Here is a 22,413-nt window from a genome sequence, read left to right as displayed (position 1 = left end):
ATAGCGCTCCTCCTATGAAATGTAGAAAGTTGTCTATCTTCATTCAGCAGCCAAAAATGAAGGTGCCAGCGAAGCAGTCAAATTGTTAGCTGGCCTACGGTACAGGGTCTAAAGTCGAGGGATGGCGGCCGCTTTCCTCTCCGCTGTCCCGGCCTTTGAGCCAGGACCGGCTGGATATGAAAGGGTCCCGGATCAAGTCCCGGACGGCAGGCAATGCCAACCCGCAAGCTGTCACCCCGGGTGAACGCAAGTGACGACCCGGGCCCTACTCTCAGGCCCGCTTGCCGCAACTTTGAGCCTAAAAACAAAATCTCTGCAAACGAGTAGGCCCCGGCTCTCCGCTCCGCTGCGGCCGGGGTGACCGCCGTGGATGCTGCGTTTCCGTGCGACAAACAAAAACCCCGACTTCCATTCTGGAAGACGGGGTTTCAAGGTATTCGCGGGGAACGCGAAGGTCGCTTTTGCTTGGTTTCCTGCTTATGCCTGCAGGCGGGATCTGATTTCCTTGCGCAGTTCGTCGATCGGCGACTTTTTCGATCCTTCATTCGTGTGCCAGAAAGTCCAGCCGTTGCAGGCTTCCTGGCCTTGAACCAAAGCACCCACCTTGTGGATCGACCCGGTGTGATCGCCTGACTTCAGCGATCCGTCCGCCCGGACAATCGCCAGATGTTTGCCTTTAGAACACGTCAGCTCAGTGCCTGCTTCCAAGAGGCCGTTTTCCAAAAGCGTACCAAACGGAATCCGCTTTTGGGCTCGTTTGCCCTGCTGCATCTCCAGCGCTTTTTCATCGCCCGGTTGGATATCCGCGATCCGCGCCGTTGCCGCATCGATATAGTCTTGTTCGCGCTCCACACCGACATAGTTCCGGCCGAGCTTCTTCGCGACAGCCCCAGTGGTGCCGGTGCCGAAGAACGGGTCGAGCACCACGTCGCCCGGTTTGGACGAGGCGGTCAGCACACGGTAGAGCAGCGCTTCCGGCTTTTGGGTCGGATGCACCTTCTGGCCATCATTTCCCTTCAGCCGTTCTGAGCCCGTGCACAGCGGCAGGTGCCAGTCGGAGCGCATCTGGAGATCTTCATTGAAGGTCTTCAGAGCATCGTAGTTAAAGGTCGGCTTGGCGTCCTTCGACTTGGTCGCCCAGATCATCGTCTCATGAGCATTGGTGAACCGTTTGCCGCGGAAGTTCGGCATTGGGTTCGACTTCAGCCAGACGATGTCGTTCATGATCCAGAAGCCGAGATCCTGAAGGATCGCGCCGACCCGGAAGATATTATGATAAGAGCCGATGACATACAGCGAGCCGTCCGGCTTCATCACCCGGCGGGTGGCGAGCAGCCAAGCGCGAGTGAAGGCGTCGTAGGCCTCAAAGCTCTCAAACTGGTCCCAGTGATCGTCGCAGGCATCCACCTTGGACTGATCCGGCCGGTGCAGATCGCCGCCCAGCTGAAGATTGTAGGGCGGATCCGCAAAAACCAGGTCGACAGACCGGGACGGCAGCTTCTCAAGGGCGGCTACGCAGTCGCCCTTCAAGATTGTGTTCAACCAGGAAGCGTTGGCTTCCGTTGAAGATGTTGGGTGGGGTGCCACAGGGGACACCCCGGTACGCAGTACTCTCATTGCGACGCAATACCTCACGCAATTTCGAGTGTCATGGTTACCGCTTTTGGTAAATCAGGCGTTAAGCGGTCAAAACAAAAATTCTCTTTGAATCAATGCTTTGTTTACAATGGTAAAAGTTAAATGAGAAGTTAATGAGAGGGTCCGACCGAAAACGCCAGAATTCTGCTGATTTCATTCATCGAGCGGCCGGAAGTTGACCGCCAATGGTTAAAAGCGGCCTGAATCGCGTTCAGATTTTTTTTCGACATGGACTCATTGCCAATGACATTTTCACGGATAAGAGCGTTAACCACGTCGCGTGAGAGGATGAAACTCTCCTTTCCCATGAAGCGAAGCGCATACTGGCCGGAGTTGCCGCCAAGCCGGCTGCCGCGCTTTTTCAAAAGCTCCATCAGGCCGATTTGATCCTCGACCGGATACTCAGCAAAGAACTTTGACGCGCTGCCGTGTTCCTGCGCCAGATCCCGCAGGAAGACCGCGTTCGCTTGCACGGATTTAATCTTCATGGCATTGCGGACAATGTCCTTGTTGTGAAGCAGCTCTTCAAAGGCTTCATCGGGTAAAAAGGCAAGACGGGCGGTATCAAACCCTTCAAAGGCTTCTTCAAAACCCGGCCACTTCTTCTCAATCACCTTCCAGGAAAACCCGGCCTGAAATATCGTCTTGGTGAACATCGCCAGCCAGCGGTCATCGCCGACTTTCTCCAGCTCTTCCGGGGACTTCATATAGTCGTTTTGCGCGAGCAGCGCCGTGAGCTGATCTGCGCCGCCCTTTTTCTCGATGGCCAGTGCTTCGATTTCTTCAAATGTCTTCATTCGGAAAATCCACGAACAGTTTCACGGTCATGAGATCATCAAGGTTAGCATCATAATGCAATAGGCTTTGAACAATCAGTCGTTTGGGCCTTGTCGTCTGTTGAGGTTGGAATAGGCTTTTTCCACGACATCGCGCCTGACATGGTATTCTGTCAAAGCGTCAAGCACATCGGGGACATCATAGCCCGCCAATGCCAAGACTTCCCCGGTCCGGGCACCCGACATTTGCAAGTAGTCGGGATCTCCAACTGTCAAAAGATTGAACAGGCGGCCTAACCACCTGTCGGATCGTTTTTTAGCCTTCCATACCGTATCGAGCCGGAATGAAAGAAACTGCCTCATCTCTTCCGGTGACAATGGCACCCGTTCCATATGGTTGTTGAACCGGATCATGGCTTGAGCAAAAGCGCCTCGGATCTTTGGCAGATCCCCCTCGCGCAGGAGCTCGCGCCCGGCTTGTTTAACTAGGGGGCCTTTCATGTCTTTATCCATAAAAAGCTACCCCGCCTTGGTATCCTTTGTCCGCTCAAACTTTCGCAAGGCGAGGGACAGCGAGATGGTCATCATCAGATAAATGAGCGCCACCACATTATAGGTTTCCAGATAACGGAAGGACCCTGCGGCATAGACCTTACCGAGCTGGGTGATGTCAGTGACACCCAGAACGGACACCAAGGAACTGTCTTTGACCATAGCGACAAAGTCATTGCCGAGGGGCGGCAGGATGGTTTTGAGCGCTTGCGGGAAGATGATCAGCCGGAACCGCAGCCAGCGGCCGAGGCCGAGAGCCTTGGCCGCCTCGATCTGACCGGTGTCCACCGCTTGAATGCCGGCCCGGAAAACTTCGGCGATGAAAGCTGAATAGCCAATCGTCAGCGCTGTGATGGCCCGCCACAACAACGGAAAGTCGCGGGTGCGGAGGGTATCTATTCCGAGTGGCTCCAGAACCGCGTTAAGCCCCATCACGATCAATGGCGTGCCGACAAAGGCTATGTAAAGAAGCAGCACGATGATGGGCAGGCCGCGCACAATCTCGATGTAAAAGCGGGCGGTTTGGCGCAGGAGAGTTGATCCGGACAAGGAAGCAACCGCCAATAGCAGGCCCAGCATTGAGGCGAACAAAAAGGCCGTCAGCGTAACAAAGATGGTAATGCCGATCCCCCGGGACACGGTCGCCATGACCTTTGAATAGATGTCGTCGGTGGCGATCTGAATCAGGAAAAAAACCGCAATCAGACAGGCCGCCAGCAGCCAATAGGGAAAGTCTTGTTGCTGAGCATTCGCTTTGGACTTTTTTGAAAGCATGAGGTGTGCCTGTGATTGGCGTTCCGGAGAGGGGATTGAGTGCACTAAAGTGAGAAAGAATAGCTGAGTTTTAGGTTGCGGCTATCGGAAACTCCGCTTGCGGACAGGGCAATTGCATATTCAAATTGTCCTGCTTTAACGTTCTGTTTTGCGGGATTAGGAAACAAGATTTTTGCCGTATGTCATCCCCGCCCCCGAAACCGGATATGTCCGGGGATCTACTCTCATTGCCGCTTGCTGCAGGCATTGGACTTTGGCCGGAAATCTCTGCAAACGAGTAGATCCCCGGTCTCCGCTTTGCTGCGCCGGGGATGACTTCCGTGCCTATGGCGACAGCGTATCCTTTACCGCCTGGGTGAGTGTTCCTACGACCGGACTTATTGCGCTGCCTTATAGTCAAAGAACCACTTTTTGTTCAGCGCTTCCAAAGTGCCGTCGGCACGCAGGCTGGCGATGGCCGCATTGATGGGCGCGATCAAGTCCGAGCCTTTTGGAAAGATAAAACCGAAGTCTTCAGAGCCCATCGGGTCGCCCACAAGTTTAAACGTGTCCGGATTGGCGGTCACATACCCTTGTCCGCCGGTGCTGTCGGTCAGGACCAGATCAACATCGCCGGTTTTGAGTGCCTGAACCGCCGCGCCGAAGGTTTCGAACAGTTTGATGCGCGGATTGGTTTCATCGCCGTCCAGGACTTCATAGACGGTGACATAAAAGGGCGTTGTGCCTGGCTGTGCGCCTGCCAGAAAATCGGCGTTGGCGGCGAACTCTTCCGGTCTGGAAAACCGGTCTTCATCGGCGCGCACCAGCATGAACATTTCAGACCGGATGTAAGGCGCAGAGAAGTCGACCTTTTCCGCCCGGTCGGCGCGGATGGTGATACCGTTCATGGCCATGTCGTATTCACCGGCTGAAATGGCCGGGATCATGGCGTCCCAGCTGAGGTTTTCGTACGCAATCGTCGCGTTCAGCCGCTTGGCGATTTCTGCAACAGCATCATATTCCCAGCCTGCCGGCTGGCCCGTTGCCGGATCGATGAATTGCATCGGCGGGTAGGTGTTTTCAGAGGCGACAACGATCTCCCGGCCTTTCAGGTCCGGAAGGTTTTCAGCCTGGGCGCTGCCAACTGCCAGAAGAGCGACTATGCCAAGAAGGAGAGACTGCATCGAGCGGAACATATTAAACCTCAAGTGGTGGACCGCCCTGAGCTTATCGGCTCGCCCGAAACCGCGAAAGTCCACCTCGCGATGTTTTACAATGCTAGCTGCGAAAATATTTTCTTCGCCTGAAAAAATATTCAAAAAATGTTGTTCCGCTATTGACCGCAGAGGCATCTGGCGAGAGGGTTGAAGGATAACAACAATAAGGATGATTTTAATGACCAACCCGATCCATAGGGCTTTTCAGCAAAAAGCGCGGCCAACACGTTTGGCGCCGGCGCACCCTCTTGAAGTCTTCAGCGATGCCAAGGCAGCCGTTGAACGGCTCATTGAGATTTTTGAAGACAATACAGCCTTTTTGAGAAAACACTTTCAGGGGCTTCTCGACGGGAAGAAGCTCGATCATCGGGTGCGGGCGTTTTATCCGCAGGTTCAAATCGTCACCGACAGCCATATCCGCCATGACAGCCGCTTGTCCTATGGCTTTGTCTCCGGTCCCGGAAGTCACGCGTCGACCATCACGCGGCCGGACCTTTACCGGCACTATCTGGAAGACCAGTTGTCACTGTTGATGAAGAACCATGAGGTTCCGGTCCTGATCGGCGACAGTGACATGCCAATCCCGCTGCATTTTGCCTTTTATGACGGCACTCATGTGGAAGGTGGTGCGGCGGCAGCGCACCTCGACCGGCCGCTGGCCGATATGTTCGATCTGCCGGATCTGACGGTGATGGACGATTCCATTGCCAATGGCACCTATGATCCGGCCGATGGCGTGATGCCGCTGGCCTCATTCACCGCGCCGCGCGTCGACTATTCCTTGCACCGGTTGCAACACTATACGGCGACCGCCGCAGAGCACTTTCAGAACTATGTGCTTTTCACGAACTATCAGTTTTACATCGACGAGTTCTGCCGCATGTCCCAGGAGTTCCTGGCAGATCCGGACAGCGGTTATGAGGCCTTTGTCTCGCCCGGAAATGTGCTGACCAAGGCTGGAGAAACGGCTCCCTGCAGTGGTGTGGAGCCGGCCAAACTGCCGCAAATGCCCGCCTATCACTTAAAGCGCGCCGACGGCGGCGGCATTACTATGGTCAACATTGGGGTTGGCCCCTCCAACGCCAAGACGATCACCGACCATGTTGCCGTTCTGCGCCCTCATGTCTGGCTGATGCTGGGACACTGCGCGGGCCTTCGAAACAGTCAGACGCTGGGCGATTATGTGCTTGCCCATGGGTATGTGCGCGATGACAACGTTTTGGATCAAGATCTGCCGACATGGGTGCCAATTCCGCCGCTGGCCGAAGTCCAGGTCGCGTTGGAAGATGCGGTTGCGGAAGTCACCGGCTATGACGGCTATGATCTAAAGCGTGTAATGCGCACCGGGACCGTCGTCTCGCTGGACAACCGGAATTGGGAACTCTGGGATCAGCCGGAACTGGTCAAACGGTTCTCCCAGTCCCGCGCGATTGCGCTCGATATGGAATCGGCGACCATTGCCGCCAACGGTTTCCGCTTCCGCGTGCCATATGGAACGCTGCTCTGCATCTCCGACAAGCCGCTGCACGGCGAATTGAAGCTGCCGGGCATGGCGACGGATTTTTACAAGCGCCAGGTTGCCCAACATCTTGAGATCGGCATTAGATCGCTCGAAAAGATGCGCGACATGCCCGCCGACCGCCTGCATTCCCGCAAACTCAGAAGCTTTGCCGAAACCGCGTTTCAGTAACGGCCCAAGCAAACAAGAAAACGCGGCCTTTGCGGGGCCGCGTTTCGATTTCAGACCGGCGAAGTCTAGTTACGCATATAGCGTTTCAGAGCTGGGCCGGATTGCACCATTGTGGTTGCTTCTTCCTCTTGAACGGATTGCGGCAGAGGAGACGCCTGGATGCACTTTGAACAGCCACATGCCGAGTATCCCGGCCAGGCTGGGGGCGATTGGTTGGTCCAAGAGCCAACCCAGCCGCCTGCCGACTGGCAAAGCGGCGAACAGATTGAAGGGGCTTGAGAATTGTCCCCTGGGAACGTTGTGCTTTCCAGATCGCAGTGCCCGCTAAAGGTTCCTAGAACTGCCGATTGAACATTGCCGCCGAAACTGTGAAACGCGGTCCGGTCGGTCGTCGGCATGCTGACGAGCTGTGTGGTTTTTGCGTTCAAGATGTCCGACATCTGTCCATAGAGCGGATCAACCGAGCTCAGTGCATTCAGGACACTGGTCCGGGCCGGAAAGAGATAGGAGAGGTCACCACCCGACGGTGCGATGGCGTTTTGCACAGTTGCCTGCTCGGTCATAATGTTCGCCAGCACAAACGGTAGCGTTCCGTTGTTCGCAAGGAACGGCGAATTGCGGTTCACACCCGCAACATCGGCATAAAACATATTCGGTGACGCGGTGTTGTCCGTCCACGGGAAGGCGCGGAGCCGCAAATTCTGGCGTGTGGAGGCCGACATCTGAGACATACTCTCAGAAAATCCGATGGATGTGCGGCCATAGCCAGCACTGAAATATCCCGCCCGGACATATTGGTCTTCCACACCTTGTAAAGGCGGGATGGCTCCGGTCAATGCATTGTAATAGCTTGCTGTTTCAGAAATATCCGCAAGAGATTGGATGATCGATTGATCGAGCTGGCTCATTGATGGCCAAGTGCCGGTGTCCAGATAGCCTTTGACCATATAGTTGACACCGATGGTCGTTTTGCCGGCCATATTCATCATCGCGCCTGTCATACCGAAAGGCACTGGGCTGATGTAAATGCCATCAGGATTGACCTGCTCGAACTCCGACAGCGTCGTCACGCCGCCCATGCCAGTATCGCCGTTGCGGTAGAACATGATGTTGGTGCAGCCCAACATGGGCAGCGCATACATATCATTGTTGGGCAATTTGAGTGCGGTTTCTGCATAAGGCACGAAATCCGACTGATTGGTGATCTGCGCTGCCGGAATTTGCGCAGTTTGCGTTTTCCAGTACTCCAGATACATCGCGTCATAGACAAAGACATCGATCGGAACCTGGCTGCCGCTGCCGTTTGTATAGACTGGATTGGAATCGTACCCGCCGTCCCAGACAGTCTCATCTGCGATCAGATAGAGCTTTTCGGTTTGGCCTGCCGACTGCCATGCCGAGCAGATAGCGGAGGTAAAGGCGCCCATATCTGGCACATAGGGGTAAACGGCTGCCGAGATACAGCTTTCGCCGTTGGTGCAGATCGCATCGCAGTTCTGGGCTGAGACGTCTGTCGACATCAAAACGCCGAGGACTACGGCGCTATTCATGATCGCGATGTTCCGGAAATGCTCTGGCATGGCTCGCCTCTTCGGTGTTTGGGGACCGCGGGGAGTGTGGCATGCTGACGTAAGGTAATGCAATCATAAATATAAGAAATATTAGTTGCAATTTATAGGGGTTTTGATGATGCCGGGTGGCCTGCCCGCAGCGGGGCCAAAAGTAATCACAGCAAAATAAGAACGGCTCAAAGAGCTGGCTTTACTTGAGGTCCAGCTACGGATGCCCCTGCAGCCTCAAAGGTTCAAAAGTTTCGCGGACATGGCGGTACAGTCACTAATTAGGCTACCTGCTTCCGACCATCCGCTCGGCAATACTGCGGTCTCGGGGCGAAAAGCTTGTCCGCCAGGCTTCTTGGACCGCATTTATCATTTGATCCCGGTCCTGGTCGCTCAAATGGGTTAATGTCGCCCCTTTTTGAGACACGGATTTTAGAAGGTTTTGCTGGGAGGCGTGCAGGTCTGTGCCCAAACGCAGCATCGCCTCTCCAAGCACTTTCTTGACCTGAGAGGCTGTAAAGTCGTCCAGCTTTTCCTGCCAATTGTTGCGGGCTACCAGCCACGCGACCTGGCCGCCGACCGGGTCGCTGATCAAGGTGTTGCCGTGGCCCGTTAGCTTGGCACTGGTATCCCAATAGGTTGTCCAGTACGAACCGGAAGCCGTCAGAACGGCGGCATCGACCATACCCCGTTCCATGGCCAAAAAAGTTTCGTGCAACCCGATGGTGACTGGTTCCATACCGAGCATTTTATAAAGGTCTGAAGACATTGTATCGGAGGGTGTCCGCACAATGAGGCCTTGAAGGTCCGACAAGTCTTCGACATCGGTTTGGGCAACCAGATAATCCGATGAGAGCCAGGCCGCGCCCAAAAAGTCGAGGCCGCTTTCCGCAAAAAGCTCTTTGACGGCGTCTTCGCCTGAGCTTTCGGGCAGATTTTTCCACGTGGAGAAATCTATGAAGAGATCGCTTCGTCCTAACGGGCCGATATCGATGCCATTGGCTGCAAGAAGGTCGGCGCGGCTCAGGACAAAGTCGTAACGCCCCCCATCCAATCCGCGGACTATTTGGCGCCATCCGCCAACTTCATCGGCCGAATAGAGCTCAAATCGCACCGTATAATCGGACGCTTCCTGCAGTTCGGGCAGCATCTCCTTGAGCCGCAGATGAACCGGATGATCCGCCGAAAAGGTGTGAACGATCCGCAGATTTGCGCCGCCAAAACCGGCCAGCGCTGCGGACATAAACATACTGGAAGAAAGCGTGAGGCAAAGGACAATTGCCCATCTGACTACTCGCATGCCGCATTCTCCAATGCTGATGTCAACCGCGCATGATCCTGCATGGTCAACTGGCTAACCATCACATGCAGGCTTTGGAGATGCGCGTTCCTAAAAAGCTTTCCGGAGGCAATGACCTGTTTGAACTTGGGTTCTTCGCACAAAATCGTCCGCACCTTGCCAGCTTCCTGGAATTCCGTGGCATCGCTGGACAGGACGTCAACGACCTGATGTGTAAAATTGACCGCCTGATGATATGGCCCCAGCCGGCCACGCACCGGGCTCAAGAGCTCGATTGCTTTGTCGTAATCTGACTGCATTGCGCGGGCGAGGGCCGCAAAATAGACAACCGGTGTGCCGCCAGTTTGATCTGCAAGAAGCGGTTCCAACTGCTCAGTCGCTTTGTCCCCTCTGCCAACCAAGAGATAATGTGTCGCCATTTCGACCTTGTAGAACACATCATCGGGGTGCAGGCTTACTGCGATTTTCATCGCCGAAACGCCATGGTCAAATTCGCCGCGATTGCGATGGGCTTCTGCGGCCAGCCGGTGAATTTTGGCGCATTCCTGTGGGGGAACGCGTGTGCCGCAGGCATAACGAACGGGGTTGGCGATATCGATCGCGCCAACAAAATCACCAAGCTCAATCCGGTCTTCGATGCCGTCGACAGTTTGGAGAAATGAGTTCCGGTCAAACGCTTCTTTGACTTCAATCACCCTTGCTGTCGTGGCGGTTAGGTTGGCCGTATCCTGGACATTCACATTGACTGCGTATCTGCCCGGTTCGTTGAACGTGTGTTCTATGACCGGGTCCGATGCGTTCATGCTGTCGGAATTGATTTTCCAGGCAAAGCGCAAATCGCCCCCCTCGGGATCGGATGATCCGGATGCGATCAAGAGGGCGCGATGCGGCGCCTCACCGCTGCCGGGATAAACTTCCAGACTTGCGGTTGGCGATTTGTTTTCCGGAAATATCCGGTCATAAAAGCCGAGCGCCATTCCGCCGGAGCCGCCCAAGAAGCCAAGCACCAGACCGGCAAGCCCTAGAACAAAGCTCTGTCTGCTGGACTGTGATCCAGAAGACATTTCAGGGGTGTCTTCAGCCACGAGAAATAACCTGGTTCGAAATTGTTGTTATTTGCCGCAACTTATTATAGCAAAAAAGGGATAAGCATCCAATGGTGTTGGTTGTGGTGTTCCGGCAAAATAACCGGGTCACTTTAGCCTTGCCGAGCGCCGGACAGTGAAAACCATCCGGCGACCGCTGGTTTTAGACGGTCTCAAAAACGACTTTTAAGTAATTCCAATTGGGTTCAGGTTTGCCATTTCGGAGAAACAAAAAAGCGCGGCCCTGTGAGCCGCGCTTTTGTTGAAGCACAATGCCGTAGAAGCTGCTTATTCGGCTTCGTCCGCTGAGGCCGCATTGAGCATGCCGTACCGCTCGACGCCGATCTTTTCCAGAAGGTCAAGCTGGGTTTCGAGGAAGTCAATGTGGCCTTCTTCGTCTTTCAGCAGCTCTTCAAACAGCGCCATGGAGACATAGTCGCCTTCTTCCTTACAGACATCGCGGGACTTCTTGTAGGACGTGCGGGCGTCATATTCGCCTGCCAGATCGGCTTCCAGAACTTCCTTGATGTCCTGGCCGATGCGCAAAGGGCCGACCTTCTGCATGTTCGGCAGACCTTCGAGGAAGATGATGCGGTCGACCAGCTTATCTGCATGTTCCATCTCTTCGATGGACTCTTCGCGTTCTTTTTTCGCCAGCTTCGCATAGCCCCAATCCGCCAGCATCCGGTAGTGCAGCCAGTATTGATTGATAGCGCCGAGCTCGAGGAAAAGTGCCTCGTTCAAACAGGCAATAACTTTCTCATTCCCTTTCATGGCCATCTCTCCTTCTAGCCGAAATTTTCCGTACTTTAGAATGGTTCTACATTAGAAGTCTAGGGGCGATTTGTTGTTTTTTTTCAGAAATTTGTTGAATCAGAGCGCCGTTTATTTTCTTCAGGTTTTCGAAAATTATCACATTAAGCCGGATGTAATCTGCAAAAAAGTAGCAGACGCAGTTCAGAGTGAACTGCGCCTGCACTTTGCCTGAGGAGATAGCAGGAGGTTACTGTCTTAGGAGGACGGAAGGATCACGCTGTCGATGACGTGAATGACACCGTTGGAGGTTTCGATGTCGGCGGTGACCACGCTCGCACCATCGACCTTCACACCATTGGTTGCGTCAACGGCAATGGTGTCGCCTTGAACAGAGGCGACGTCGGCTTTTTTGCCTGCGATGTCAGAAGACATGACCTTGCCCGGCACCACATGATAGGTCAGGACAGCGATCAGCTTGTCTTTGTTTTCCGGCTTCAACAGGTCTTCAACCGTACCGGCTGGCAGTTTTGCGAAGGCTTCATCGGTCGGCGCGAAGACAGTGAACGGACCATCGCCTTTCAGCGTGTCAACCAGTTCGGCGGCCTGAACAGCAGCCACCAATGTGTTGAACGTTCCCGCACCAACGGCGGTGTCAACGATGTCTTTGTTCCCTGCCTGAGCAGAAGAGAACGGCAAAACGAGGAGCAGTGCGACTGCGAGTTTCTGGATCAGCTTCATGAAGAGGACTCCCTTGCTTAGAATTCAGCCAAAGAAACTCCGCTCCGGAAATTGATTATCCAGAAACAAATCTTGCAGAGTTCTTTGCTTGCAACGGGGAGATCTACGGATGGCTTTCCGAATTGGATGAGGAAAAAGTATTTCTCCATTTATTCGCGAGATGAAGTGATCTGGCGGCTATCGGTCTGCGTGGGCGGGTTATGCGGCCGTGAATGCCGGTTCAGTTCCAAGCAACCCATTCTGTCGCCCCGGCCGAAGCGCCGGGGCCTACTCATTTGCAGAGCGTCCAGAAAACGCAAAGGCATGCTACGGCAAGATGATTTGCGAGTGGGCCCCGGGTCTTCACTGTGTTCGCCCGGGGTGACAAGTTGCTTCGGATGGATTCAATCCAAAGCCGCACCGAGCACCTTGCGCATGACGGTTGGCAGGGCTTCACCCTGAACAGCCTCCGGTAGCGACCACCAACAGTCCTCTAGACCGGCTGTGGCCGCAGCAACTTCAGCCCGGTAGACCGTCAGTTTCAGGTGAAAGTGGGTAAACGTATGTTTCACCTCACCGAAACATTTGGCCCAATCCGCAGGAAACGGCGCAGACGACAGGCAGTTGTCCAGATCAAAATCCTCTGCCCAGTGGGTGCCTGGAACTTCGCTCATGCCGCCGAGCAGACCTTCCGGCGGACGCCGGCGTAAAAGGACAGCGCCGCTTGTCTGATCGACGGCGACAAAGGCCGCGCCGTAGCGTGTCGGTTTTTTGGTTTTGGGCGCTTTGCGGGGCAGGGTCTCCGCCAGACCAGAGGCATGGCCCTGACAGTCCTCCCACCAAGGACAGAGCGCACAAGCTGGTTTCTTCGGCGTGCAGATGGTGGCGCCGAGATCCATCACGGCTTGCGCAAAATCGCCAGGCCGGTCTTCCGGTGTCAGTTCCGCCATCACGGCTTTTATCTCGGGCTTGGCACCGGGCAGCGGTGTTTCGATCACGTTCAGGCGCGAGAGAACCCGCTCCACATTGCCGTCGACCACGGCGGCATGCTGGTCAAAGGCGATCGTGGCGATAGCGGCGGCGGTGTAAGGGCCGATGCCAGGCAGTTTTAGGAGAGCTTCTTCCGTGTCCGGGAATTTGCCGCCATAGTCTTTCGCAACGAGATCTGCGCATTTCTTCAGGTTCCGGGCCCGGGAATAATAGCCAAGCCCGGCCCAGGCCTTCATCACGTCTTCTTCATCTGCAACGGCCAAGGCGTTTACCGTCGGCCAAGTCCGGGTGAAGGTTTCAAAATAGGATTTGACAGCTGCGACAGTTGTTTGCTGCAGCATGACTTCCGACAGCCAAATGCGGTAGGGGTCGGGAATTTCGCCAAGACGGCGGTTTTCCGGGCTCACGCGCCAGGGTAGGGAGCGGGCGTGGCGGTCATACCAATCAAGCAAACTTGAAGAAAGTGGAGTGTTGCTCATCGTCTTACTGACTTATGGTCCACCCAAGCCTGCGGCTGCTTTGGATAGTCTGGGGACAATTGCGGTGATAAGCCTGGCGCAAGACGGGAGTTAAAGTATTCGTCTTCATTTTGTCTTATTCTATTGAAACACATAGGCTAAGGGACCGGTGTCTGCATCTGGCTCAAGGCAAGACTGGCAGACAAAAGGAGGTAGGTCATAACCGCGAAGAAGGCAAATCCAAAGGGCGCGAAAGTGCTTGCCGATTTGGTCGGCAAAGCGATGACCCCTGCCTGCAAGAAACGTGGTTTTGCCTCCGTCGATATCATTGCCTCCTGGGCTGACATTGTCGGCGAACGGTATGGAACCAGAGTGCAGCCGGACCGGCTCGTCTGGCCACGCCAGCCGGAGTTGAGTGATCCGGAGCGCCCGCCGCAGCCGGCAACGCTTGTAGTGCACACGGATGGGCCCACTGCCTTGATGCTCTCCCATGACAGCCCGCAAGTGATTGAACGCATCAACACCTTCTATGGCTGGGCGGCGATCGGCCGCATCAAGATCCAGCAAAAGCCGGTTGCTGTGAAACGAACCCTGCCGCGCAAGGCTCTTCGACCTCTGACACGGTCAGAAGAACAAAAGCTCGATGCGAGCCTGGAAGCCGTTGAAAATGACCGGCTGCGCGCCGCCTTGAAAAAGCTGGGTGCCCAAGTGATTGCCCGCGGTACGGCCGTTTAGAGCTTCGGATCTCTAAACTCAAACCCTTCCTGACCAGAAAAAAAGACGCCCGCCAATATAGTATTCGGCACCTTGCATAACACCACCTAAGCATTAATGATTAGAATGCAAACAATAAAAATTGCCGCACAGGAACAATAGAAAATCTTGGTGGTATAGCTATTCACCTTGATCATTTTTTCAGGAACATTCTCATTCAATCTGTCAAAATGGGAGTAACCTCTTATATTTGACCTATGATACTTGAGATCCGGATCAATTTTATCAAATAGGTGCGTGCGATAAAGATTAACTAGTATTGCCAGTGATATTAGGATCACCAACAATAAAACTAGTATTGATCTATCTAAAAGGCTCATAAACACAGCATTCAATCCCGAAAAACATGCTCAACAAATTTCTTGGCAAGGCTGATTTCATCACCTGTAGCCGTTTTGGTTTTACCGCCCAGCAAATTCTGCGGCTTGGATTTCAATTTCCACGGCGCGGTGAATAGAATCAGCCTGAAAAACCCCGATTGGCAATAGCGACGCTGCAATGCCTTAAGTTGTAATTCCCTTATTAAGAGTAACGATTCATCCCAAAAGGGAAAAGTCGATGCATTGTGCTCTGAGGCAGCATCCCTAATGTAGTAGTTGCATTGAGGGAGCCACGTGTCAGACCTCTGCCAGCGGCGGCAGCCGTCTGTGGCTGAATAGGTGTCTGACAGCCAATTGGAACACTGAGCACTTTCCTAAATGCTGGCCTCACGCTGCAATAACAACACTGTGACTTCAGTCTGCAGATATAACTTCGAAACTTCCCGCTGTCATCCCGGCCAAGCGCAGCGCGAGCCGGGATCGGAGAGACAAAAAATCAACAAATACAAAACGTTGTGTTGAAATGAGCCCGGGCTCACCGATCCCGGGTCTCCGCTTGAGCTTCGCCCGGGATGACAAATAGAAAGTATGTAACCAACCTCGGGACTTTTTGAGTTTTTGCGTCCTCGCTCCTGCCACAATTACCAAGCTGTGTTGACCTGCCGTGCCCGAAAGGGCACATGAAGGAACAACAGGCACCCTAGAGTGCGGCTAATTCATTTGTGACAGGACGATCTTCGTGACCCAGACCCGCAGACAGTTTCTCAAAACCACCGCATTGGCAACGGCCGCACTTGGACTGGCCTCTGCAGCGCCCGCATGGGCCCAGTCAGTCGACGAAGACGAACTCCTGAAACCGGGTCCGCTTGGCGACAAAATCCTTGGTGATGAGAATGCTCCGGTAACAATCGTCGAATATGCGTCTATGACCTGTGGACATTGTGCCAATTTCCACAGCCGCACCTATCCGGATCTTAAGAAGGATTACATCGAGACCGGCAAGGTTCGCTTTATTTTCCGCGAGTTTCCGCTGGATCCGGTCGCGTCAGCTGCCTTCATGCTGGCACGCTGCGCGCCTCAGGAAAAATACTTCGACATTGTGGACATCATGTTCGAACAGCAGCGTGCCTGGGCGTTCACCGACAATCCTTACCAATCCCTGCTCGACTTTTCCAAGCAGATCGGATTTACACAGGAGTCCTTTGAGGAGTGCTTGACAAACCAGGGATTGCTTGACGCAGTTAACGCGGTGAGAGAGCGCGGGGCAAATGAGTTTGGGGTGAACTCAACGCCGACCTTCTTCATCAACGGCGAAAAGCATTCGGGGGCGCTGTCGATTGACGAAATGGGCAAGATCATCGAGGAAAACCTCTGATCCTGCAGCTCAGCTGCAGGCAGCCTGCCTGCGCCTTGAACAAATGACTTATCTATCGGCGTCCGGACCGGAGAGGTGCGGGCGCCGATGAAGTTTTCAAAGCTCCGCATTGCCGGGTTCAAATCCTTTGTCGAGCCGATGGAGTTCATCATCGGCAACGGCCTGACCGGGGTTGTGGGTCCCAACGGCTGTGGCAAATCCAATCTCGTCGAAGCCTTGCGCTGGGTCATGGGCGAGAACTCTTATAAGAACATGCGTGCCTCCGGCATGGATGACGTGATTTTCTCCGGCAGTCTGAACCGCCCGGCCCGCAACACGGCGGAAGTGACGCTGTTTCTGGAGAACAACGACCGGACTGCGCCATCTGCCTTCAATGATGCCGATCTTCTTGAAGTCAGTCGCCGGATCGAGCGCGAGCAGGGGTCGAATTACAAGATCAATGCCAAGGATGTGCGCGCTCGCGATGTCCAGCTGTTGTTCGCCGATGCCTCCACGGGCGCTCGCTCACCGGCCATGGTGCGCCAAGGTCAAATTGGTGAGCTGATTGCGGCCAAGCCGACGTCACGCCGGAAAATCCTGGAAGAAGCCGCCGGTATTTCAGGTCTGCACTCGCGCCGTCATGAAGCGGAAATCCGTTTGCGGGCCGCTGAACAGAACCTTGAGCGGTTGGAAGATGTCCTGGTGCAGATCGACAGCCAGCTCGACAATTTGAAACGCCAATCCCGGCAAGCTTCGCGCTACCGGAACCTTTCGTCCGAAATCCGCGGTGCGGAAGCCTCCATCCTTTATATCCGCTGGACGGAAGCGCGCGATGCCCTGGCGGCTGCGGATAGCCAGTTTTCCGATGCCCAAAAGCAAGTGAACGAGGCGACAGGTCTGCAAGCGGAAAGCGCCCGCATTCAGGCAATTGCCGCGCATAAATTGCCAGAGCTCCGCGAGGATGCGGCCAAGGCTGGCGCAGCCTTGCAGCGGCTGGTGATCGCACGAAACGATCTTGATGCCGAGGAACGGCGCATCAAGGAGCGCCTCCAGGACCTGGAGCGCCGTTTGGTGCAGCTCGCCGAAGATATCCGCCGCGAGCAATCCATGGTCTCGGAAAACGACGAGGTTTTGGAGCGGCTTTCAGAAGAGCGCGCGGAGCTTCTGGAAGAAAACGAGATGGTGCAGGACCGCACCGAAACGGCTCGGGAAAAGGTCACTGAGGCCGAAGACGTGGTGCGGGGCAAGGAAGGCATGTTGTCGGAGTTGACGGCAGCCGAAGCGCGGGCCTCCGCTGAACGCCGTCAGTTGGAGCGGGCGGTTGCCGAAAGCCGTCAGCGCGCAGACCGGCTCGTTTCCCAGGCGCAAGAGGCTCAGCAAGCGCTGGCCGATCTGACAGCGCGTATGAATGCACAGGACGGCGTTGCGGAACACCGTGAGGAGCTGGAGGTCGCGAGCGAGGCCTTGGCCGAGGCGGAAGCCGCGGTGGAAGAAGCCGAAGCTGCGACTGCTGCGGCCCGTGACAAGGAACAGGCGGCCCGAGCACCTTTAAGTGACGCTCGCGCGCTGCTTCAGGGCCTGCAAACCGAAGCCAGAACTTTGGAGCAGGTGCTCAATGTTCATAGCGAAGCGGATCACACGCCGGTCGTTGAGCAGATCTCTGTTGAAACGGGATATGAAACCGCATTGGGCGCGGCGCTGGGCGAAGACCTGGATGCATCGCTCGATGATGCGGCCGCGGTCAAATGGGGCAGTGCCTTGTCCGGGGATACCGATTCCGCTCTTCCTATCGGTGCAAGACCTCTTCTTGAGGTGGTGAGTGCGCCAGAAGAACTGCATCGGCGCTTGTCACAGATTGGTTTGGTGTCTCAGGGCGATGGTCCACGCCTCCGTTCAAACTTGAAGCCCGGCCAACGACTGGTGAGCCGGGAAGGGGACCTATGGCGCTGGGATGGTTTTGTGGTGGCGGCCAATGCGCCAACGCCGGCAGCCCAAAGACTGGCCCAGAAAAACCGCCTGGCGGAACTCGACGATGAAATCGAAACTGCGCGGCAATCGGTAGAAGTGCAGCAACTGGCTTTAGAAGAAGCTGCTGCCCGCGTTCAGCAATCGGTGGAGCTGGAGCAGTCTGCCCGGGGCAAAGTTCGTGACGGCCAGCGTCAGGTAACTGCCACGCGCGAAGCGTTAGCCTCTGCAGAACGCGCTGTTGCTCAGCTCGCTTCGCAAAAAGCGGCCGCCGAAGACAAAGCGCAGCGCTTATCGGAAGAAGCGGCAGAAGCCCGCGAATATATGGAAGAGGCGCAGGAGCAGCTGGAGGCTGCGCCCGATGCCACCAGCTATCAGGGCCAGATTGCTGAACTGCAGGGCGAGGTCGCGACGGCCCGTGCCGCGCTCGCCGAAGCCCGGGCTGTGTCGGAAGGGCTTTCCCGCGAGCAGCAGATGCGCGACCGGCGCCTCGAATCCATTGCCCGTGAATATGACAGCTGGAAAACCCGCGCGGCCAATGCTGCCCAGCAGATCGCGGTCCTGAGCGAACGCCGGGAAGAAGCGGAAGAAGAGCGGGCCGAGCTGATCGAGGCACCGGAAGACATTGAGATCAAGCGCCGGGAGCTTTTTTCCGCCATCGCCAAGGCTGAAGAAGCCAAGAAGGAAAAGGACGATCAGCTAAGCCAGGCCGAGCGGGATCTGTCCGACGTCGACCGGGCAGCCAAATTGGCTATGGAAGGCCTGGCGGGCGCACGCGAGCAAAAAATCCGCGCCGAAGAACGGCTAGAGGCTGCGCGTGAACGCAAACAGACGCTGGAGCGGCGGATTGACGAAGATCTTGAAGTCTCCGTCGCGGCCCTGCCGGAAATCGCCGGACTGAAAGAAGGGGCGCCGCTGCCGGATCCAGATGCCATGGAGAAAAAGCTCGATCGTCTCAAGGCCGAACGCGAACGCCTTGGCGGTGTGAACTTGCGCGCAGAAGAAGAACTGCGCGAGGTAGACGAGCAGAAAACCACGCTGACATCGGAACGTGACGATCTGATAGAGGCAATTCGCCGCTTGCGCACCGGCATCTCGAACCTGAACCGGGAAGCACGTGAACGCCTGCTCGCTTCCTTCGAAGTGGTCAACGGTCACTTCCAGCGTCTGTTCACGCATCTGTTCGGCGGCGGAACGGCAGAATTGCAGCTGGTCGATTCGGATGATCCGCTGGACGCAGGCTTGGAAATCATCGCTCGCCCGCCCGGCAAAAAGCCGCAGACAATGACGCTGCTCTCTGGCGGTGAACAGGCGCTGACGGCTATGTCGTTGATATTTGCGGTCTTTTTGACCAATCCGGCGCCGATCTGCGTGCTAGATGAGGTTGATGCGCCATTGGATGACGCCAATGTGGAGCGCTACTGCGATCTTCTGGATGAAATGTGCCGGAATACCGACACCCGTTTTGTGGTGATCACACACAATCCAATCACCATGGCGCGCATGAACCGGCTGTTTGGCGTGACCATGGCCGAACGCGGTGTTTCTCAGCTCGTTTCGGTGGATTTGGAGACCGCGGAACGATTCCGTGAAAGTGCCTAAACTGTGGTCGATTTCTGCTCCTTCGTAAGTTTCCCGTAAGACTTAGGTCATGGAAAATGCTCAAAAGGCTAATTTATTTATAAAAATCAATAATTTAAATGAAATGTCAGTGTTCTTGACAGGTCAAGGGCCCCCGACTATGGTGCGCGCGGCTTAAGGGGGCGTCCTGAGGCTGGGTCTCACGGCTTGACGGGGGCGGGGAACAACATGAGTGGCTCTTCGCAAAACGGCAATTCTGATGACCTGGATAAGGCAGCCTCCGAGGCGGATCTGTCGGAACGGCGGGACCGTCTGAACCGGATGCTGGATGGCCAGCGCAAAGCTGATGAAGCGGAGCAAAGGGTCAAAAAAAGCGATTCCTCCGGCTATGGTCAGGCAATGAAACTCTCTTCTGAGTTCATTTCCGGGATTGTGGTTGGTGGCGGTTTGGGCTGGTTCGTTGATCAGTGGCTGGGGACGACACCCTTCGGGTTGATTGTTTTCCTGCTCATTGGTTTCGCGGCGGGCGTATTGAACGTTATGAGGGCTGCTGGGCGTATTGCCGAGCCGGAACAACGGGTCAAACGCGATGATGCTGGCGACGGCGGATCAAACTGAGAGATTTGCGCTTTAGTTCCTTAAAGCGCGCCCTTGAAATGTTTTGAGCGAAGAAGGCTGACCGGTGGCGAACGATCCGATCCATCAGTTCCAAATCCAGACCCTGTTCCCGATTGAAGTCGGCGGTATGGATTTCTCATTCACCAACTCTTCGCTGTTTATGGTTTTGACCGTAGCAGCAGCATCTGCCTTCCTGATCTTCACGACCAGCGGCCGCGGCTTGGTGCCGAGCCGGATGCAGTCGATCTCCGAAATGGCTTATGAGTTTGTCGCCGGAATGTTACGAAGTTCGGCGGGAACCGAAGGGATGAAGTTTTTCCCGATGGTATTCTCGCTGTTCATGTTCGTTCTGGTCGCTAACCTTCTCGGCATGTTCCCGTACTTCTTTACGGTGACCAGCCACATCATCGTGACGTTCTGTCTCGCCATGCTTGTGATCGGAACGGTCACGATCTACGGCTTGATGAAGCACGGCATGAAGTTCTTCCACTTGTTCGCACCCTCAGGAGTTCCGCCGGTTCTCTTGTTGATCGTTGCGCCGATCGAAGTGGTTTCCTTCCTGTCCCGCCCGATCAGCTTGTCCGTTCGTTTGTTCGCGAACATGCTGGCCGGTCACATCACCCTCAAAGTTTTCGCCGGCTTTATTGTTTCGATGGGCGCCGCTGGTGGCCTGTCTGCAGCCGGTGCAATCCTTCCGCTCGGTATGACGGTCGCCTTGACCGCACTGGAGTTCCTCGTTGCTTTCTTGCAGGCCTATGTCTTCACGGTCCTGACCTGCATGTATCTCAACGACGCCCTTCATCCGTCACACTAAGCATAGCTTGTCTTGCGGCGGCATGAAGGCCGCTGCTTGGTGAAATCTGAAATCTGCAAAACACTACGTAGGAGCACGTGTCATGGAAGCAGAAGCAGCAAAATACATCGGCGCTGGTATCGCATGCCTCGGCATGGGCGGTGCAGCTATCGCACTCGGCACCATTTTCGGTAACTACCTGAACGGCGCTCTGCGCAACCCGACAGCAGCTGACGGCCAGTTCGGTCGCCTGGTATTCGGCTTCGCCGTTACCGAAGCTCTCGGCATCTTCTCCCTGCTGATCGCTCTTCTCCTGCTCTTCGCTGTCTAATTCTCTAATCCTAAGAGAGATTTGACGCGTTTCCGGGGGCGGCGTCTGCGCCGCCCGATCGGATTTTGGAGATAGGATATGGCAGGCAACGCCGAAACTAATACGGAAGTTCACATTCCGGCTGAAGAGCACGGTGCTGGCTTCCCGCCGTTCGATGCAACGACCTATTCTTCGCAGATCCTGTGGCTGGCCATCACCTTTGGCTTTTTCTACTGGATGATGAAGAACGTGGCTGTGCCTCGGATTGCAGGTATCCTGGAAGACCGCAGGGACCGCATTGCAGGTGATCTCGGCGAGGCCAACCGCCTCAAAGAAGAAACCGACGCGGCGATTGCGGCTTACGAGCAGGCTCTGAGCGAAGCCCGCAGCAAGGCGCATGGCATTGCCCATGACACGCGCGCCAAGCTGAAGGCCGATCAGGAAGCCCGCCGTGAGAAGGCGGAAACCGAACTCGCCGACAAACTGAGCGCGGCTGAAGCGCACATTGCCGGGATCAAGACCGAAGCCCTGTCCCAGATCGGGGACATTGCCGGAGAAACAACCACAGCGCTCGTTGAGCAGCTGATGGGCAAAGCTCCGACTAAGACCGATCTGACCAAGGCGCTGAAGTCGGCAATGAACTGAGGAGACCATCATGGATGCTACTTTTTGGGCCTTGGTCGGTCTCGTTCTGTTCCTTGCACTGATCGCTTATTTGAAGGTCCCGGGCAAAATGGGCTCGGCGCTGGACAAACGCGCTGACGATATTCAGAAGGAATTGGACGAAGCGCGCAAGATGCGTGAAGAAGCCCAGGAACTTCTGTCGGAATATCAGCGCAAGCGTCATGAGGCCGAAGGTGAGGCGGAAGCCATCATCGCGGAAGCCAATTCCGAAGCTGAGCGCCTGACCCTGGAAACCAACCAGGCACTTGACGAGATGATCGCGCGCCGCACCAAAGCTGCGGAAGACAAGATCGCTCAGGCCGAGACCCAGGCGATCGCCGAAGTCCGCGCCAAGGCTGCCGACGTTGCTGTCGCTGCTGCTGAAACGATCCTGACTTCCAAGGTCAAGGACAAGGTAGCCGACGGCATTCTCACCAAGAGCATCGCTCAGGTGAAGGAACAGCTGAACTAAGTTTCAGCTTTCCGGCTAAAAGATCTGAAAAGCGGCCTTTGCGGGCCGCTTTTTTTGTTTCTGTAAGCTTAC

20 protein-coding genes are annotated in these 22,413 nt (G+C 55.4%); 9 read left to right on the top strand and 11 right to left on the bottom strand.

What is annotated here, in order from left to right; translation table 11 throughout:
- Positions 1–477 precede the first annotated feature (477 nt).
- The 5 genes from FJ695_RS26310 to FJ695_RS26290 all read right to left on the bottom strand — a co-directional run bounded on the left by FJ695_RS26310 (position 478) and on the right by FJ695_RS26290 (position 4,915).
- A complete protein-coding gene (locus FJ695_RS26310) occupies positions 478–1,617 on the bottom strand; it encodes a site-specific DNA-methyltransferase (RefSeq protein WP_209010824.1) in 1,140 nt (379 codons plus the stop codon).
- 131 nt (positions 1,618–1,748) lie between these two features.
- A complete protein-coding gene (locus tag FJ695_RS26305; protein ID WP_141188217.1) occupies positions 1,749–2,435 on the bottom strand; it encodes a DNA-3-methyladenine glycosylase I in 687 nt (228 codons plus the stop codon).
- Between the two features lie 75 nt (positions 2,436–2,510).
- On the bottom strand, positions 2,511–2,915 hold the full coding sequence (locus FJ695_RS26300; protein ID WP_141188216.1) for a hypothetical protein: 405 nt from the start codon (positions 2,913–2,915) through the stop codon (positions 2,511–2,513).
- Between the two features lie 18 nt (positions 2,916–2,933).
- A complete protein-coding gene (locus FJ695_RS26295) occupies positions 2,934–3,740 on the bottom strand; it encodes an amino acid ABC transporter permease (protein ID WP_141188215.1) in 807 nt (268 codons plus the stop codon).
- A 377-nt stretch (positions 3,741–4,117) separates the two neighbouring features.
- Positions 4,118–4,915: a transporter substrate-binding domain-containing protein gene (locus tag FJ695_RS26290; RefSeq protein WP_141188214.1), complete on the bottom strand. Its 798-nt coding sequence runs from the start codon at positions 4,913–4,915 to the stop codon at positions 4,118–4,120.
- 199 nt (positions 4,916–5,114) lie between these two features.
- Between FJ695_RS26290 and FJ695_RS26285 the strand changes: the two genes are divergently transcribed.
- Entirely contained in the window at positions 5,115–6,626 is a 1,512-nt protein-coding gene (locus FJ695_RS26285) for an AMP nucleosidase (protein WP_168206498.1), read from the top strand.
- A 65-nt stretch (positions 6,627–6,691) separates the two neighbouring features.
- On the opposite strand, the gene bcmE is transcribed toward FJ695_RS26285, so the two are convergent.
- The 6 genes from bcmE to mutY form a co-directional block, all read right to left on the bottom strand.
- A complete protein-coding gene (gene bcmE / locus FJ695_RS26280) occupies positions 6,692–8,206 on the bottom strand; it encodes a thiamine pyridinylase (protein WP_141188212.1) in 1,515 nt (504 codons plus the stop codon).
- 265 nt (positions 8,207–8,471) lie between these two features.
- The gene (locus tag FJ695_RS26275) at positions 8,472–9,485 is read right to left on the bottom strand and encodes a TRAP transporter substrate-binding protein (protein WP_141188211.1); all 1,014 of its coding nucleotides are present in this window, start codon (positions 9,483–9,485) and stop codon (positions 8,472–8,474) included.
- Positions 9,476–10,570: a PKD domain-containing protein gene (locus FJ695_RS26270; RefSeq protein WP_141188210.1), complete on the bottom strand. Its 1,095-nt coding sequence runs from the start codon at positions 10,568–10,570 to the stop codon at positions 9,476–9,478. Before FJ695_RS26270 ends, FJ695_RS26275 begins: the two co-directional genes overlap by 10 nt.
- Before the next feature lie 288 nt (positions 10,571–10,858).
- Positions 10,859–11,344, bottom strand: coding sequence for a bacterioferritin (gene bfr, locus FJ695_RS26265; RefSeq protein WP_141188209.1), 486 nt, complete (start codon positions 11,342–11,344; stop codon positions 10,859–10,861).
- Positions 11,345–11,581: 237 nt separating this feature from the next.
- Positions 11,582–12,064 carry a fasciclin domain-containing protein gene (locus FJ695_RS26260; protein WP_141188208.1) on the bottom strand — a complete coding sequence of 161 codons (483 nt, stop codon included), beginning with the start codon at positions 12,062–12,064 and terminating at the stop codon, positions 11,582–11,584.
- A 383-nt stretch (positions 12,065–12,447) separates the two neighbouring features.
- Positions 12,448–13,512, bottom strand: coding sequence for an A/G-specific adenine glycosylase (gene mutY / locus FJ695_RS26255; RefSeq protein WP_141188207.1), 1,065 nt, complete (start codon positions 13,510–13,512; stop codon positions 12,448–12,450).
- Between the two features lie 234 nt (positions 13,513–13,746).
- On the opposite strand from mutY, the gene FJ695_RS26250 reads away from it, so the two are divergent.
- The 8 genes from FJ695_RS26250 to FJ695_RS26215 all read left to right on the top strand — a co-directional run bounded on the left by FJ695_RS26250 (position 13,747) and on the right by FJ695_RS26215 (position 22,341).
- On the top strand, positions 13,747–14,226 hold the full coding sequence (locus tag FJ695_RS26250; RefSeq protein WP_209010823.1) for a DUF721 domain-containing protein: 480 nt from the start codon (positions 13,747–13,749) through the stop codon (positions 14,224–14,226).
- Between the two features lie 1,098 nt (positions 14,227–15,324).
- Positions 15,325–15,960: a DsbA family protein gene (locus FJ695_RS26245; RefSeq protein ID WP_141188205.1), complete on the top strand. Its 636-nt coding sequence runs from the start codon at positions 15,325–15,327 to the stop codon at positions 15,958–15,960.
- 87 nt (positions 15,961–16,047) lie between these two features.
- A complete protein-coding gene (gene smc / locus FJ695_RS26240; protein WP_141188204.1) occupies positions 16,048–19,506 on the top strand; it encodes a chromosome segregation protein SMC in 3,459 nt (1,152 codons plus the stop codon).
- A gap of 207 nt (positions 19,507–19,713) precedes the next feature.
- Positions 19,714–20,103 carry an AtpZ/AtpI family protein gene (locus tag FJ695_RS26235; protein WP_141188203.1) on the top strand — a complete coding sequence of 130 codons (390 nt, stop codon included), beginning with the start codon at positions 19,714–19,716 and terminating at the stop codon, positions 20,101–20,103.
- Between the two features lie 64 nt (positions 20,104–20,167).
- Positions 20,168–20,917: a F0F1 ATP synthase subunit A gene (locus tag FJ695_RS26230; RefSeq protein ID WP_141188202.1), complete on the top strand. Its 750-nt coding sequence runs from the start codon at positions 20,168–20,170 to the stop codon at positions 20,915–20,917.
- Positions 20,918–20,999: 82 nt separating this feature from the next.
- Positions 21,000–21,227 (top strand): F0F1 ATP synthase subunit C, encoded by a 228-nt coding sequence (locus FJ695_RS26225; RefSeq protein WP_008191441.1) that lies wholly within the window; start codon positions 21,000–21,002, stop codon positions 21,225–21,227.
- A 78-nt stretch (positions 21,228–21,305) separates the two neighbouring features.
- Entirely contained in the window at positions 21,306–21,851 is a 546-nt protein-coding gene (locus FJ695_RS26220) for a F0F1 ATP synthase subunit B (protein WP_141188201.1), read from the top strand.
- A gap of 10 nt (positions 21,852–21,861) precedes the next feature.
- Positions 21,862–22,341, top strand: a complete 480-nt coding sequence (locus tag FJ695_RS26215) for a F0F1 ATP synthase subunit B (protein ID WP_209010822.1) — start codon at positions 21,862–21,864, stop codon at positions 22,339–22,341.
- The last annotated feature ends 72 nt before the right edge of the window (positions 22,342–22,413 follow it).

This window comes from Labrenzia sp. PHM005 (assembly GCF_006517275.1).
GTDB lineage: Bacteria > Pseudomonadota > Alphaproteobacteria > Rhizobiales > Stappiaceae > Roseibium.
The sequence above is the reverse complement of the archived record's forward strand: the minus strand, read 5'-3'. Positions and strand labels throughout refer to the sequence as shown.